The organism is Brevundimonas sp. ALps5 (assembly GCF_058681645.1).
In genome coordinates, this window is the sequence record NZ_CM178744.1 from 1,436,378 (window position 1) to 1,450,836 (window position 14,459).

The window sequence follows — 14,459 nt, forward strand, 5'->3', positions numbered from 1 at the left end:
CCTCAGGCGGGGACCAGTTCGATCAGGTCGAGGTTGGATTCGTTCTGCGGCCAGGGGATGACCAGACGCCAGCGCCGGTCGCCGATCCGCTCCAGGGTGGCGACGACGTCCCGGTCGGGGCGGCGGCCGTAGGTGTTGGCCGGGGGCTCGGCCGCGAGGGCTACGGAACCGAGGAAGACCATGTGGCGGTCGGTCTCGGGGAAGAGCAGGCCGCTCGGCCGCTGGGAGCCGGTCAGCTTGGAGAACTTCAGCCCGCGCGGCGTCTGTTCAATGCGGCAGGCGAACCAGCCGTAGACGACATAGCCGAGACCCTCCTCACCGCCTTGCGAGCCCAGCTTCACCGTGCGGCAGCGATAGTCGCCGACGGGCGGGACGACGGGGGCGAAGGCGGCGCGCGGATCGGTCAGGTCACCGAGGCTGGCGAGGTCGCCGGAGCCGGTCTGGCGGCGGGCTTGCTGCAGGGCCAGGGACCAGGCGGCGTCGCGGCGCTGGTAGCGGTCGCGGTCGGTGGCGGTGATGACGCCGCGCCAGTCCATCAGGGCCGCGCCGCCTGAGGCTCCGGGCCCGGGCGGCGGGGCCGGATAGGTCGGCTGGTTCGGCGGCGGCGGGGGCGGCGGGGGCGCGCCCGCGGCGCAGGCCGACAGGACCAGGGAGGCGGCGAGACCGGCGAGGACGGCGAGGCGCATGGGCGACCTTGAGCTACGACTGACGCTGGGGTCTTCAGACCCCTCGCCGCGCCCGCCGTCAAGCTGTTACGCCGCCCGCACGTCGCCGAGGGCCGCCTCGATCGCGGCGTTCCGCTCGACCGCCTCCATCAGGGCGCCGTTCAGGGCCCGGGCGAGGACGGGGATGTCGATCGGCTTGGTCAGATAGTCGCGGAAGCCCGCCGCCCGCCCCCGCTTGAAGTCGCCGGGCAGGGCGCTGGCCGACAGGGCCAGCACGGGCAGGCCGCGCGTCAGGGGATCGGCGTCCAGCCGCGCCTTCAGCTCGAACCCGTCCAGCCCCGGCAGATTGATGTCCAGGATGATGACGTCGGGCCTGAGGTCGCGCGCCAGGGTCAGCCCCTCATGCCCCGTTTCGGCGACGTGCAGCCGGATGCCGCCGAGCGCCGCGATGACATGCCGCATCAGGGCGATGTTGGACGGATTGTCCTCGACATAGAGCAGGGTCGCGCCGCCCGGCAGATCGGGCCGATCCAGCGTGGGAATAGGCGAGGCGGTGATCTCAAGCGCCGTCGACCGGGCGAGAGGAAGAGTCAGGGTGAAGATCGACCCCTCCCCCTCGCGGCTGACCGCCTCCAGCCGGCCCTGCATCGCCTCGACCAGACGGCGCGAGACGGCCAGACCGATGCCGGTCCCAGTGGGATCCGCGATCTCCCGGCCTGTCCGGTTGAAGGGCTGGAACAGGCCGGCCATGCGCGCCTCGGGAATGCCGACGCCGGTGTCGTGCACCGACAGGGCCACGCCCTCGGCGGTCTGTCGCAGTTGCAGGAAAATAGCGCCCCCTGGGCGATTGTATTTGATGGCGTTGGACACGAGGTTGATCAGCACCTGCCGCAGCCGGGTCCGGTCGGCGACGACGCCGAAGCCGGCGGTCGGCGGCGGGGCGCTCAGGGTCAGGCCGGCGGCCTCGGCCTCTGGCCTGAGGGCGTCGCAGACCTGACGCGCCACCAGATGGGGATCGACCGCCTCGATCGACATGGAAACCTTGCCCGCCTCGATCCGGGCGAGGTCCAGCACCTCCTCGATCAGGCCCAGCAGGGCCTGTCCCGATGCCAGGATGTGGTCCACGGCCTGGGACTGGCGCCGGGTCATGGGCTCGGCCTGGACGTTCATCCGCATCAGTTCGGCAAAGCCGATTACGGCATTCAGGGGCGTGCGCAGTTCGTGCGACAGCCCCGCCAGAAAGTCCCCCCGGGCCGTTTCGGCGTCGGTCAGGCGGCAAGCGGCGTCCTCGGCGGTCTTGCGCGCCTCCGCCAGATCTCGGGCGTCGTCCCCCGCCCGCTCCTCCAGCTCCAGATTGCGAGCCTGAAGCCGTCGCGCCTCGGCGCGGGCCTTGAGGGCCAGTCTTATCCCGGCCCAGGCGCCCGACAGGGCAAGGGCCAGAAGCATGAGAATCTTTTCCATGACACATCCTCCTGACCCCAGAATGGGACCCGGAGGTTGCATTATGGTAAAACCATAGGTTGTTATGGTCGACAAAAGAAACCCCGGGCCGCGAACGACCCGGGGTCCGGATTAGTCTTCGGTGGCGGTTTCGGCCTTGCGGCGGGGCGCGCGCTTCTTCGGAGCGGCCTCGTCGCTGGACGCCTCAACCGGCGCGTCAGCAACAGGGGCGGCCGGGGCCGCGGAGCGGGTCAGGAAGCCCGGCAGGGCGGCCGGGGCGTCGTCGCCGTCGCCTTCGCGCGGCATGCGGGCGCGGCGCGGACGCTGGGCCTTGGGCGCGTCGTCGGCGGCAGGCTCGTAGGGGGTTCCGGCGAGAGCCTCGGCGGGCGATTCCGCCTGGACGTCGGCGGCGGCGTCCGCACCGGCGTCATAGGGGGTGTTTTCAGGCGCCTCGCCCACGCCGCCCTCGGCCTCGAAGCGGCGGTTGCGTTCCTCGCGGCGGCGCTCCCAGCGTTCGCGACGGGTCTCACGGCGCGGACCGCCCTCCTCGCCCTCGGCGCGGGGTTCGCGGTTCGGGTTGTTGTCGCGATCGCGATCCTTGTTGTTGTCCCGGTCGCGCCATTCGCGCTGCTGGCCGCCTTCGTTGCGGTCACGGTCGCGGTTCTGCTCGCGCGGCTGATCCCCGTCCTGACGATTGTCCTGACGATCAGGGCGCGGCTCATTGGCCTGCTGGGCGGCGCGCTCGGCGGCCTGTTGCGCGGCGAGGAAGGCCGCGGCCTGGGCGCCCGATTCGTCCTCGAAATCGATGTCGAAGCCCTGGTTGGACAGTTCGCGCGCGGCGATTTCCGACACCGGCCGGGCCGGCTGGAGGGCGCGCAGGACGCGGAAATAGTGTTCGGCGTGCTGGAGATAGTTCTCCGCCAGCACCCGGTCGCCCGAGGCCGACGCGTCGCGGCCGAGCTGCAGATAGCGCTCATAGACCGTCTGGGCGTTGCCGCGGACCTTGATGTTCTCCGGGCCCTGGGAATCCCAGGACCGGTTCGGATTGGCGTTGTTGGCGTTCGACTGACCGCCGCCGGGCTTTCTGTTACGTCCGCGTTGACGCTTCATGCCCTTGAAATCTCTCATGAGACGCTACCGTGCTTTCGAGAGGACAGCCGGATCGCGATGCGCGTCCTGGACCTGTCCGGTTCGTCGTTCCGCTTCGTTCGGGGCCAATCCCCAAAAAACGATATGGTCGGAAATCCCTCGTCGCCCCGTGGTCCGCCGGGCTTCCGGCCCGACCGTCACATGCCCCGAGCGCGCGTGACTGAGCCGGATAGGCGGCAGAGGCGTGCGGTTTGGGTGGGAGACAGTCTTTGACTTAGCGTGCGTCCAGCTGTTTTCCAAGGGGTTTGTTTGGAGCGATCCGCCTCGCGGTTCGAGGACCGTGGAACAACGGGGGTCGCATTCAGGATCGCGCCTCACGCCAGTGCGGCCAGGTGACATAGGCGGTGACGGCCCCCTCGGCGTGAGAACGGATCGTCACCATCTCGCCCCTGGGCATATAGATGATCTCCCCCGGGCCGGCAGTCACCGTGCCCGCGTCGGTGGAGACCGAAAGCCGCCCCTCAAGAATGATCATCGTGTCGTCGACCGCCATGGTTTCGGAGAGGGTCTGGTCGGGACCGTAACGTCCGTAGCCGATGGTGACCGGGCCGCCGTCGCGCTCATCGACCATATTGGCCGCGAAGATGTCGTCGTCCTGATCAGGAGACCGCTCGAACACCGCCTCTGCGACGGCGAATTTCCGGACCTTCATCGTCTGCTCCACGGCCTGTTCGGGGCATCAACGCCCGCAGGAGCCGGGCGTTCGACGCCACGGACATCGCGTCGCAGGAACAGGCGGCGGAAGCGATCTTACCCCTGCGGAATCGGATTGGTGCGCGGGTCCGGGCCGTTGGTGACGACGCGGTGGCGGTCGCCGAGGTCCTTGACCACGATGACGTTATCGAACCCTTGCGCGTCGAACAGGGCCTTGACCGCCTCGCCCTGGTCCCAGCCGATCTCGACGGCGAAGACGCCGCCGGCTTTGAGGATGCGTTTGATCTCGGGGGCCAGCTGGCGATAGGCCTCCAGGCCGTCGGGGCCGCCGTCCAGGGCCAGGATCGGATCGTGGTCGCGCACCTCGGGATCGAGGCCGGGAATGTCGCCCGACGGGATATAGGGCGGGTTGGAGACCACCAGATCGAAGCTCTGGTCGGCGAAGCCCGAGGCCCATTCGGTCCTGAGGAAGGTGGCGCGGCCGTCGAGGTCGAGGTTCGTCGCGTTCTCGCGCGCTACGGCCAGGGCCTCGAAGGAGATGTCGGTGCCGACGCCCTTGGCCGCCGGACGCTCCGACAGGATGGCCAGCAGGATGGCGCCCGAGCCGGTGCCGAGGTCGGCGACGGTGAAGGCCTCATGCGGGGCGTGCGCCAGCATGGCGATGTCGAGGATGGTCTCGGTGTCCGGGCGCGGGCTGAGCACGTCGGGCGTGACGTTCAGCATGATCTTCCAGAAGCCCTTGCGGCCGAGGATGCGCGACACCGGCTCACGCTTCAGGCGGCGGTCGACGAAGCCGTCGAGCATGGCCAGCTGGTCAGCGCTGACGGCGCGGTAGGGGTCGGTCAGGATGTCCATGCGGCTGGCGCCCGTCGCGGCTTCCAGCAGCAGGCGGGCGTCGATGGAGGGGCTGTCGATGCGCGCGGCCTTGAGCCGGGCCTGGGCGGCCTTCCAGGCGGAGACGAGGGTGGGGCCGGAAGCGGGGGTAGAGGTCGTGTCGGTCATGCGGGTCTCGCTACCGGATCGCCGACCGCGATGCGACCCCCCTCCTCGATCGAGACATAGAGTCCGCACAGCATATGGCCATAGGTCTCGAACAGGGCCCGGACCACCGCGAGGTCGCGTTCGCCGGTCTCGGGATCGACCTCGGTGGCGGCGCAGCGGACGATGGGCTTGGCGCCGCGCAGGGTGGTTTCGCCGATCTTGATGGCCTCTCCGACCCGGTTGTTCTCGACCCAGGGCGACCAACCCTCGACCCAGACATTGGCGCGGAAGCGTAAGGGATCGAGCGTCTGGCCCCAGCGGCGCTCGAGGTCGCGCACGCTGTTGAGGTTCAGGATCGAGACCCGGCCCCTGGACGAATCCATGAAGCGGTGATCCGGCCCGGCGGCGATCAGCTTCAGCGGCCCTTGCGCCTCCTCACCGAGGAAGGCGGTCAGCCGGGCCTCGAAGACGGCGCGGTCGTCGGGGTCGTCGAGGCGGACAGAGAAGTGTTCGCCGTCGATCCCGGCGGTCAGGACGTTGGCCGCCTCATCCCAGCGGGTGCGGACCCGGGCCAGGATCGCCTGACGCATCAGGACGGTGAACCTCTGTTTCGGGATCTGTTCGGGGGCCGAGGGGTCATAGCCCGAGGGGCCGTTCTCAACCGCCCACATTCGGTCGCCGGGGAACCAGCCGCCGGTCGGCAGCACGGCCTCGGTCAGGGGCTCGGGCGTGAACCCCTTGACCGGGTGGCGGTAGAGGGCGGCGACGGACGACATGCGGGATGACTGCCCGACGAACGAAGATCGGGCAAGAGCAGGGCAAGGACGGGAACGCGCCGACAGCTTGGCCGTTGAGCCGTCGATGGCGTCCTCTCCAAAGCTCCCCTTCAAACTGACCCGGGTCGGCAGCCGAGCCTCGGTCTGGCGGTTCGCGGCGGCCACCGTCGGCGGGCTGGCGGCGGGCGCCGGTGCAGCGCATCTTCTCTATACCCAGGGCCACAAATACGGCGTCGAGCTGAGACCAAAGCGGCCCGAAATCCTGCCGCCAGCCGTTCCGACGCCCGAGGACTATGACGCCCGCGATCCGGGTCGGGGACGGCTGGCCCGCAGGCCCGAGCACATTCCGCACAAGGGCTGGATGGACATCGCCTGGCGCGTAGGTGCGGCCTATTTCGGCGACCGGGTCGGCTTCTTCGCCGGCGGGGTGTCCTTCTTCCTGGTGCTGTCCCTGTTCCCGACGCTGGCGGCCTTCGTGACCCTGTACGGGCTGTTCGCGGATCCTGCGGACGCCTGGAGCCGGCTGCAGTTCCTCTATTCCGTCCTGCCGTCGAACGTGGCCGAGTTCCTGGGCGACCAGATGCAGAGGCTGGCCGAGAACTCCTCGGGCCAGCTGACCTTCACCCTCGTCTGGACCCTGTTGCTGTCGCTCTGGACGGCCAACGGGGGGATCAAGACCCTCTTTTACGGGCTGAACGTCGCCTATCACGAGGTCGAGAAGCGCAATCTGGTCCACTACAACCTGATCTGCATGGCCTTCACCCTGTCGGGACTGACGGCGGTTCTGGTCACGGCGGGGCTGGTCGTCGGGGCGCCGATCGTGCTGTCGGTGTTCGGGCTGGAGGAGGACTACGGCCTTCTGGCCCTGCTGCGCTGGCCCCTGCTGTTCGCCGGCTATGTCGGGGCCCTGACGGTGATCTATCGCTTCGGCCCCTGCCGACAGAGGGCGCGCTGGCGCTGGCTGACCCCGGGCGCCCTGTTCGCGGCGATCCTCAGCATCATCGTGTCCTTCCTGTTCAGCTGGTATCTGTCGACCTTCGTGCGGCTGGACAGCTACGGTCCGCTGGCGGCCTTCATGGGCTTTCTGCTGTGGATCTGGATCTCGGTGCAGATCATCCTGATGGGCGCCGAGGTCAATGCCGAGATCGAGCATCAGACGGCCATCGACACCACCACCGGCGAGCCCCGGCCTCTGGGCGAACGCGGCGCCCTGGTCGCCGACACCGTGGGGCCGAGGCGGGGGTCGCCCGCCGCGCTGGACTTCACCCTGAAGCATGCCGAGGCCGTCGCCGACCGGCTGATGAAGAAGAAGGCGAAGACGAAGCGCTAACCCCAGCCGTCATCCTCGGACTTGTTCCGAGGACCCATCGTTCAGCGCAACCGACTGTGTGACGGGGCGCGCCCAAGCGATCCGCGTGACCTCAATCCTCCTGCCCGTGTCCGCCATGGGTCCTCGGGACGAGCCCGAGGATGACGGAAGCGGGATGAGCGTCAGAAGAAGAGCGGGTCCGAACGCTTCTCGGGCGGCAGGGTCTCGAGCTTCTGGGGCGGATCCTCGCGACGCGGCTTGGGCTGCTGCGGCGCAGGCCGGACCTCGACCCGCGGCGCCGGCGTCTGCTGGCCGTCATAGGGCTCGCCGGCGTTCGGATCGACCGGGGTGGTCACCGTGCCGCCATAGGGGTCCTCGACCTGCCCCATCAGATCGCCCACCGGATCGGGCGGAACCCAGCCCTCGGGCATGGGCGGGCCGTTGGGAATGGCGGGAGCGTTCAGGCGCGGCAGGGCGGCGGACATGAAGTCCTTCCAGATGGCGGCGGGCGAACCGCCCCCGGTCACGCCGCGCATCGGCGTGGCGTCGTCCTTGCCGACCCAGACGGCGGCGACGAAGCCGCCGGTGTAGCCCACGAACCAGGCGTCCTTGTAGTCCGAGGTGGTGCCGGTCTTGCCCGCCAGATCGCGGCCGGGAATGGAGGCCGAGGCGCCCGTCCCGCCGGTCATGACCCCGCGCAGCAGCTGGTTCATATAGTAGAGCGGCGGGTTGTTGATCGCCTGCTGGCCGACCGCGCCGGTGTTGGAATGCTGGTAGATGACCCGGCCCTGGGGCGTGCGGATGCGGCTGATGCCATAGGCCTCGACCCGACGGCCGCCGTTGGCGAAGGCGTCATAGGCCTGGGCCATTTCGATGGGCGAGACCTCGGAGGTGCCCAGAGCCATGGCGGGGTCGAGGCTGATGCGGCTGGTGATGCCCAGACGGCGCGCGGCGCGCGAGACGCTGTCGCGGCCGATCTTGTCGGCGACCGAGGCGGCGATCGTATTGGTCGAATGGGCCACGGCGTCGGCGATGGTGGTCGGCCCGCCGAAGGTCCCGGAATAGTTCTTGGGCGACCATGTGCCGATGGTGATCGGCTCGTCGACCACCGGGGTCTGGGGCGTATAGCCGGCCTCCATGGCCGCCAGATAGACGAAGGGCTTCCACGAGGACCCGGCCTGACGCTGGGCGTCGACGGCGCGGTTGAACTGGCTGTCGGCATAGGAGGCGCCGCCGATCATGGCGCGGACCCGGCCGTCGCCGTCCAGGGCCACCAGCGCCGCCTGCTGCACGCCCTTGCCGGCGTCGCGGGTCAGGATGCGGTTGACGGCGCGTTCCGCCGAGGTCTGCAGCGTCAGATCGAGGGTCGTTTCGACGACCATGTCTTCGGTCGGTTCGCCGACCAGGCCGCGGATCTGCTTGTCGAGCCAGTCGATGAAATACTGGGCGTGCTGGCTGGCCAGCGTGCGCGAGACGCGGACGGGCTCCAGCACCGCCTGCTCGCGCTGGGCGGGGGTGATGACGCCGGTGGCGACCATCTGGTCCAGAACCACGGTGGCGCGGGTGGCGGCGCGCTTGGATTCTGACACGGGCGAATAGCGCGACGGCGCCTTCAGCAGGCCGGCCAGAAGCGCCGCCTCGCCGACCGTCAGATCCTTGGCCGACTTGTCGAAATAGCGTTGCGAGGCCGCCTCGATCCCATAGGCGCCGGCGCCGAAATAGACCCGGTTCAGATAGAGGGCGAGGATCTCCTTCTTGGAGAATTTCATCTCCAGCCAGACGGCCAGCATCAGCTCCTGCACCTTGCGGCGCATGTTCTGGTCGGGGGTCAGGAACAGGTTCTTGGCCAGCTGCTGGGTCAGGGTCGAGCCGCCCTGCACGACGCGGCCGGCGCGCATGTTGCGCGCGGCGGCCCGCATCATGCCGATGGGGTCGAAGCCCGGGTGCCACCAGAAGCGGCGGTCCTCGATGGCGATGAAGGCGGCGGGCACATAGTCGGGCAGGCTGTCCAGATCCGCCGGCGGCGCCTGCTGCGTCCCGCGCGTGGCGATCAGGGCGCCGTTGCGGTCCAGATAGGTGATCGAGGGCTGGCGCGAGACATTGTAGAGGCTGGAGGTGTCCGGCAGGCCGCGCGCGAAGACGGCGAAGAAGACCACCAGGAAGATCGCTCCCCAGATGGCCAGGACGCCGCCCCAGTAGAGGGCCTGTTGCAGACGGGTGCGCTGCGGCTTCGCGCCGCCCCCACCACCGCTCGGACGACCACCCGAATGGCCACCCTGTCTGCCGAAACCTGGACCGGCCATGGATATCCTCAAAGTCCCGCTGCGGAAGGGTTCTACCCGATCCGGCGCTATCCCACACGTCGCCCATCAAAACAGCCCGCGTGGTGAACAGGCGGTGAAGATGTCACGGGAACGTGAGGCTTGTTTCCGGTGAAATCAGGGCGGAGCGGTTAACGATCGGTGAGGCGCGGGTGCAGCGGCGGTGCACGAGGCGTACGGGGGCTCAGAGCAAGGGCGCGCCGCAGCGCTTGTGCTCACAGGGCTTCCAGTTCCAGAGGCCGTCCCTGCGCCAGCGGATTTCGCTCCCGGCATTGGCGACCAGTCGCCCGGAGCACTGCCAGCATCGCACACGCCAAAGCAGAATTCCGAAGACCGGCAATCCGACCAGCCAGATCGGGAAAAGCAGCACCGGCTTGAAGGCCGCCGCCAGAAGGAGGCATGCCGCGAACACGCCAAGGGCCAGTCGCAGGCCCTTCCATCGCCTGATGAAATCGGATCGGCCGTCCACGGACTTCCTTTCGATGGGTGAGGACGAAGACATCACGCTATCGCCGCCGCGCCACCCAGATCAAACCATACTCGTCCTGCTCCGCCGGATCGATCGGATCGGCGACGAAGCCGTGGGCGTCGAAGATGGCGCGGTATTCCTCTGGCGCGAGGCTGCCGTGGTAGAGGGGCTCGCCGCGCCAGTCGCCGACGATCTCGCCCTCGCCCGGGCCGCTGGAGGTCATGAAGACGCAAGGTCGGGCCCCGTGGGACAGGATGCGCGGCAGGGCGATCCTCTGGTCGGCGGGACTGAGGTGAAACAGGCTGTGCCAGGCCAGAAGGCCGTCGAAGCGGCGGTCGCCCAGATCCAGCGTGCGCATATCGCCGGCCAGCCATTCGCCCTGGGGCAGGGTCTCACCCGCATGGGCCAGAAGGCCGGGCGCCGGATCGACACCCGTGACCTTGAACCCCCGCTCGATCAGGGCCGCCGCCACCGGCCAGCCGGCGCCGCAGCGGATGTCCAGCACGGTTCCGCCGGGCGGCAGCGCGGCCGTGAACCGCTCGAACCAGCCGGCCTCGGTCAGGCCCGGACCGCCGGTCCCCAGCGTCCGCCGACGGTCGGCGATCCAACCTTCGGCCTTGTCGGAATAGAGGCCGATAATTCGGTCCGCGGAGGTCGTCACGCGCCAGTCCCCCCGGTTCAGAAAAGTTCGTCCAGCTGTTCGAAGAACTCCCGCCGGGCCGGCGCGTCCGGCTCGCCCCGCGCCCGGAGAAATTCGTCGGCGATCTCCGGCGACAGATCCTCCCGCAGACCGCGATGCACGAAGGCGACGTCGGTCCAGCGGTCCGCCTTTCCGGCCCGCCCGAGGTCTATGAAATACAGCGCGTCGCGCTCATCGACGAAGACATTGCCGTCCGAGAGATCGCCATGGGTGAAGACGAGAGCCTCCGAAGGCCGTGTGGCCCGGAGATGGGCCAACAGTTTCTCGGGCGTGTTCAGGTCCGGCCACTGTCCCGGATCGTAGTCGTCGGCGATCAGGTCCTTCGCCATCAGATACTCCAGCTCCTCAAGGCGGACGGCGATCCCGGAATCGAACGGGCAGTCGTCGATCGGCACCGCAGCCAGCCGTTTCAGGGCTTCCTGATACAGGGGAAGAACGGGTCGATCCGCAGCGATACGCGCGGCCAGGGGCTCGCCCGGCGCCTGACGCGTCACCATGACCTCATGGGTTTCCGTCCGGCCGACATGCACCAGTTCGGGGACGTTCAGGCGACCGGAAAGCCAGTCCAGGACCCGGGCTTCGCGCAGGACGCTGAACGTCGTCGGAGCGTAGACCGCGGGCGAGGTCTTGAGAAAGAACCGCTCCCCGCCGCGCATGAAACTGCTGACGGAGCAGGGGGATTCCCCGATGGCGTCAGGTTCGAGCACCGCGTCGCCCACGAAGGACGCGATGGGCGGGGGCAGGTCCATGGCAGGCAGGCTACGGCGCGACGAAGGCGTCCAGCGCCGAATAGAAGACCTCGGGCTGGTCCAGCATGATGAAGTGGGCGCTGTCGGCGACGCGCTGCAGCTTCACCCCCGGCAGGCGGGAATAGGCGCCACGGTAGATGGCGTCGGTGCCGCCCGCAGGCATGCCGTTGAAATCGACGTAGAGGACCTCGACCGGGGCCGTGATCTTCGAAAACTCGGGCGAGACGTCGGTGACGACCAGTTCCTGCATGGCGCGGGCCATGACGTCGGTGTCGCTGGTCAGGGTGTCCTGAATCGGTCCGGCGCGCTTCGACTCGGTCTTGATCATCGAGCCGATGGTCTGGTTGGCGCTGTCGATGCGGGCCTGACCGGTTTCGGCGGCGATGCCGTCGTGGGTGCGCTGGCCGACGGCCTCGATCTGCTCGCGGGTGGCGGTCGGGCCGGCGAAGGCCGGGCCCAGGCTCGGCAGCATGTCCACGACCATCAGCTTGCCGACCAGATCGGGATGGCGGGCGGCCAGCATCAGGCCGATGGTGCCGCCCATGGAATGGCCGACGACGATCGGGTGATCCAGATGGTTTTCGGTGATGTAGCGGGCGATCTCCTCGGCGACCGGGGCCGAGACCGGGCCGGAGGCGTTGCCCTCGGTCGGGGCGCCGGCGAAGCCCTGGATATGGATGCGGTGGATACGCCAGCCGCCGGGCTGAAGCGTCTCGACCGTCACGGGGACGCCGTTGTTGACGCTGACCGTCTCGGAGTTCCAGCGCGCCTGCAGGTGTTCGACCGTGCCGTCCCAGACCTCGGGCGAGGAGCTCAGCCCGGGAATCAGGATGATGTCACGCACCCCGGGACCGGCCGGCTCGCCGTCGATGCGGACATGCAGCCGGTCCGAGGCGAAGTCGGCGTGGCGGTGGTGTTCGGCGTGTTCCATATGGCCGTCCTGTGCGGAGGCGAGGCCCACCGCGCCGAAATTGATCATCAGGCCGATGGCGGCGACCATTCCGGTCAACAGCTGGGTGTTCATGTGGCGTCCCTCCGGGCAGGCGGTTCGCCTGCGTTCTGATCCCTTGTCGTCACAGTGGGGACGAATGGATGCGGGCGGAAGCGGGGCGGTGGAAAAAATCCTGCGTGATGACGTCACGGGCGCAGACGCCTAGAATGGCGGGATGCCCTCCGCCGACTCCGCCCCCGTCTCCTCCAATGCCCCTGAGGCCAAGGCTCCGCCGACCGCCTTCGGAAAGGGGTTCGTGCTGGACGCCTGGTATTTCGTGGCCCTGGCGCACGACGTCGCCAAGGGGTCGCTGAAACGCTACGAGATCATGGGCGAGCCGGTGCTGATCGGCCGCACGAACGCCGGCGCCGCCTACGGCATGCGCGACATCTGTCCGCACCGGGCCGCGCCGCTTTCGGCCGGGCGGATGGTCGACAAGCCCGGCGAGGGCGAGACCATCGAATGCCCCTATCACGGCTGGCGCTTCCGTCCCGACGGGGTCTGCGCCGCCATTCCGTCCCTGGTCGAGGAACAGGCCTTCGAGGCCGGCCGGATCCGCGTCCGTTCTTATCCGGTGGTCGAGAGCCAGGGGCTGGTCTTTGTCTTCATGCGCTCCGATCCGCGCTCGGACGAGGCCCCCGACCATGCGCCGCCGGTCTTCCCGGGTGTCGTCGGCGGCGAGGCCAGGCTGGTCGAATGGATGGATTTCGACAGCCATATCGACCACGCCGTCGTCGGCCTGATGGACCCGGCCCACGGGCCCTTCGTGCATCAGCAGTGGTGGTGGCGGTCCGAGCATTCGATGCATGAGAAGGCCAAGGCCTTCGAACCGCGCGAGTTCGGCTTCGCCATGGTCCGCCACGCGCCGTCGTCGAACTCGAGAGCCTACAAGATCCTCGGCGGCGCCCCCGCGACCGAGATCACCTTCCGCCTGCCCGGCTATCGCTGGGAGCATATCCAGGTCGGTGAGAAACAGGTCCTGGCCCTGACCTGTTTGACGCCGGTGACAGAGACCAAGACCCGGATCACCCAGATCTTCTGGTCCGACCACTGGGTGTTCAACATCGCCAAGCCCTTCCTGCGGATGGGCGTCGTCGCCTTCCTGAAGCAGGACGGCGGGATGGTGAACCTGCAGAACGAGGGGCTGCGCTACGACCCCGCCCTGATCTGGATCGACGACGCCGACAAACAGGCGAAGTGGTATCAGCAGCTCAAGCGCGAATGGACGAAAAGCCGCGTCGAGGGACGCGGCTTCGTCAACCCGGTCAAGGCCGGGGTGCTGAGGTGGAAGAGCTAGAACCCCTCCGTCTCCTCGCGCAGAGCTCGGAGCCACCTCCCCATCGCTGCGCGACGGGGAGGAGACTCAAATCCCTTAGCGCGTCAGGGCGCCGGCGAGGATGACGTCGATCTGCTTGGCGACGTGGTCCGACAGCTGTTGCTCGGTCCAGCTGTCGTAGGCCGCGCGGCGGTAGTTCGACAGATAGGCGTCCCACAGCAGGTCGGTCAGCAGCGGCACGTCGGCGTCTTGCGACAGCTCGCCCTTGCCGACGCCGTCACGCAGGATCTGGGTGATGACGGCCAGCAGTTGCTTGGTCACGGCGCGGGCGCGCGTCTCGGCGGCCAGCGGCTGGAACCACGAGCGGGCGACGATGGCCTGGAACAGCGGCAGCTGGTCCAGCGAGCCGTGGTAGCCGGCGGTCAGGGCGGCGGCCAGACGGGCCTTGACCGAACCCTCGCCGGCGCCGGCCTTCACCGTGTCGGCCAGTTTGGTCATGTCTTCGGTCAGGACGGCTTCGAACAGCTCGGCCTTGTCCTGGAAGTTGGCGAAGACGGCGCCGGTGGACATACCCGCGCCCTTGGCGATGTCGCGGATGGTGGCCGGCTCATAGCCGCGCTCGGCGAACAGGCCCCGAGCGGCGTCGAGGACCTTCTGCCGGGTGCGGATCTTGGCGGCCTGGCGGCGGTTCAGGCGGGGGGTTTCGTGTCCGGCGACGTCATCGGGGGTCTGAACGTCGGCGGTCGCGGCGGTGTGAGACATGGAAGAGATGCTTTACTCAAACCCGGAGGCGGGGGAACCGCCGGGACGAAAAGGAAGAAGGGGCACGGCCGAGAGCCCCGGAATTCACCGGTTTTCAGAAGGCGTCGCCCCGAGAACGGGGGTCTTCATCACGGAACGATGACGAAATTGGGGTCCAAATATTAACGGCGCGGTTCCTCGCGGCGCGGTGTCAGCGAACCGACACAGTGGATAAACG

Annotated in this window: 14 protein-coding genes; 2 read left to right on the forward strand and 12 right to left on the reverse strand. The window is 68.6% G+C overall.

The window, feature by feature from the left end:
* Positions 1-2: 2 nt before the first annotated feature.
* The 6 genes from ACW172_RS06900 to ACW172_RS06925 all read right to left on the reverse strand — a co-directional run bounded on the left by ACW172_RS06900 (position 3) and on the right by ACW172_RS06925 (position 5,665).
* Positions 3-686 carry a DUF4893 domain-containing protein gene (locus ACW172_RS06900; RefSeq protein WP_492034438.1) on the reverse strand — a complete coding sequence of 228 codons (684 nt, stop codon included), beginning with the start codon at positions 684-686 and terminating at the stop codon, positions 3-5.
* A 66-nt stretch (positions 687-752) separates the two neighbouring features.
* On the reverse strand, positions 753-2,126 hold the full coding sequence (locus tag ACW172_RS06905) for a hybrid sensor histidine kinase/response regulator (RefSeq protein ID WP_492034439.1): 1,374 nt from the start codon (positions 2,124-2,126) through the stop codon (positions 753-755).
* Positions 2,127-2,237: 111 nt separating this feature from the next.
* The gene (locus ACW172_RS06910; protein ID WP_492034440.1) at positions 2,238-3,215 is read right to left on the reverse strand and encodes a DUF4167 domain-containing protein; all 978 of its coding nucleotides are present in this window, start codon (positions 3,213-3,215) and stop codon (positions 2,238-2,240) included.
* A gap of 340 nt (positions 3,216-3,555) precedes the next feature.
* Complete coding sequence (locus tag ACW172_RS06915; protein ID WP_492034441.1) at positions 3,556-3,906, reverse strand: ethanolamine utilization protein; 351 nt, start codon at positions 3,904-3,906, stop codon at positions 3,556-3,558.
* Between the two features lie 98 nt (positions 3,907-4,004).
* On the reverse strand, positions 4,005-4,910 hold the full coding sequence (gene prmC, locus ACW172_RS06920) for a peptide chain release factor N(5)-glutamine methyltransferase (protein WP_492034442.1): 906 nt from the start codon (positions 4,908-4,910) through the stop codon (positions 4,005-4,007).
* Positions 4,907-5,665 carry an MOSC domain-containing protein gene (locus tag ACW172_RS06925; protein ID WP_492034443.1) on the reverse strand — a complete coding sequence of 253 codons (759 nt, stop codon included), beginning with the start codon at positions 5,663-5,665 and terminating at the stop codon, positions 4,907-4,909. The genes prmC and ACW172_RS06925 overlap by 4 nt, the downstream gene beginning before the upstream one ends.
* Positions 5,666-5,750: 85 nt before the next feature.
* Between ACW172_RS06925 and ACW172_RS06930 the strand changes: the two genes are divergently transcribed.
* Entirely contained in the window at positions 5,751-6,995 is a 1,245-nt protein-coding gene (locus ACW172_RS06930) for a YihY/virulence factor BrkB family protein (RefSeq protein WP_492034444.1), read from the forward strand.
* Positions 6,996-7,156: 161 nt separating this feature from the next.
* Here ACW172_RS06930 and ACW172_RS06935 read toward each other — a convergent pair whose 3' ends face one another.
* The 5 genes from ACW172_RS06935 to ACW172_RS06955 form a co-directional block, all read right to left on the reverse strand.
* Positions 7,157-9,277, reverse strand: coding sequence for a transglycosylase domain-containing protein (locus tag ACW172_RS06935; protein ID WP_492034445.1), 2,121 nt, complete (start codon positions 9,275-9,277; stop codon positions 7,157-7,159).
* A gap of 202 nt (positions 9,278-9,479) precedes the next feature.
* On the reverse strand, positions 9,480-9,764 hold the full coding sequence (locus ACW172_RS06940) for a hypothetical protein (RefSeq protein WP_492034446.1): 285 nt from the start codon (positions 9,762-9,764) through the stop codon (positions 9,480-9,482).
* A 37-nt stretch (positions 9,765-9,801) separates the two neighbouring features.
* Complete coding sequence (locus tag ACW172_RS06945; RefSeq protein WP_492034447.1) at positions 9,802-10,425, reverse strand: class I SAM-dependent DNA methyltransferase; 624 nt, start codon at positions 10,423-10,425, stop codon at positions 9,802-9,804.
* A gap of 17 nt (positions 10,426-10,442) precedes the next feature.
* Positions 10,443-11,213, reverse strand: a complete 771-nt coding sequence (locus tag ACW172_RS06950; protein WP_492034448.1) for an APH(3') family aminoglycoside O-phosphotransferase — start codon at positions 11,211-11,213, stop codon at positions 10,443-10,445.
* A gap of 10 nt (positions 11,214-11,223) precedes the next feature.
* Positions 11,224-12,237 carry an alpha/beta fold hydrolase gene (locus ACW172_RS06955; RefSeq protein ID WP_492034449.1) on the reverse strand — a complete coding sequence of 338 codons (1,014 nt, stop codon included), beginning with the start codon at positions 12,235-12,237 and terminating at the stop codon, positions 11,224-11,226.
* A gap of 142 nt (positions 12,238-12,379) precedes the next feature.
* On the opposite strand from ACW172_RS06955, the gene ACW172_RS06960 reads away from it, so the two are divergent.
* Positions 12,380-13,501 (forward strand): Rieske 2Fe-2S domain-containing protein, encoded by a 1,122-nt coding sequence (locus ACW172_RS06960; protein WP_492034450.1) that lies wholly within the window; start codon positions 12,380-12,382, stop codon positions 13,499-13,501.
* 75 nt (positions 13,502-13,576) lie between these two features.
* On the opposite strand, the gene ACW172_RS06965 is transcribed toward ACW172_RS06960, so the two are convergent.
* The gene (locus tag ACW172_RS06965; protein ID WP_492034451.1) at positions 13,577-14,242 is read right to left on the reverse strand and encodes a TetR/AcrR family transcriptional regulator; all 666 of its coding nucleotides are present in this window, start codon (positions 14,240-14,242) and stop codon (positions 13,577-13,579) included.
* Positions 14,243-14,459 lie beyond the last annotated feature (217 nt).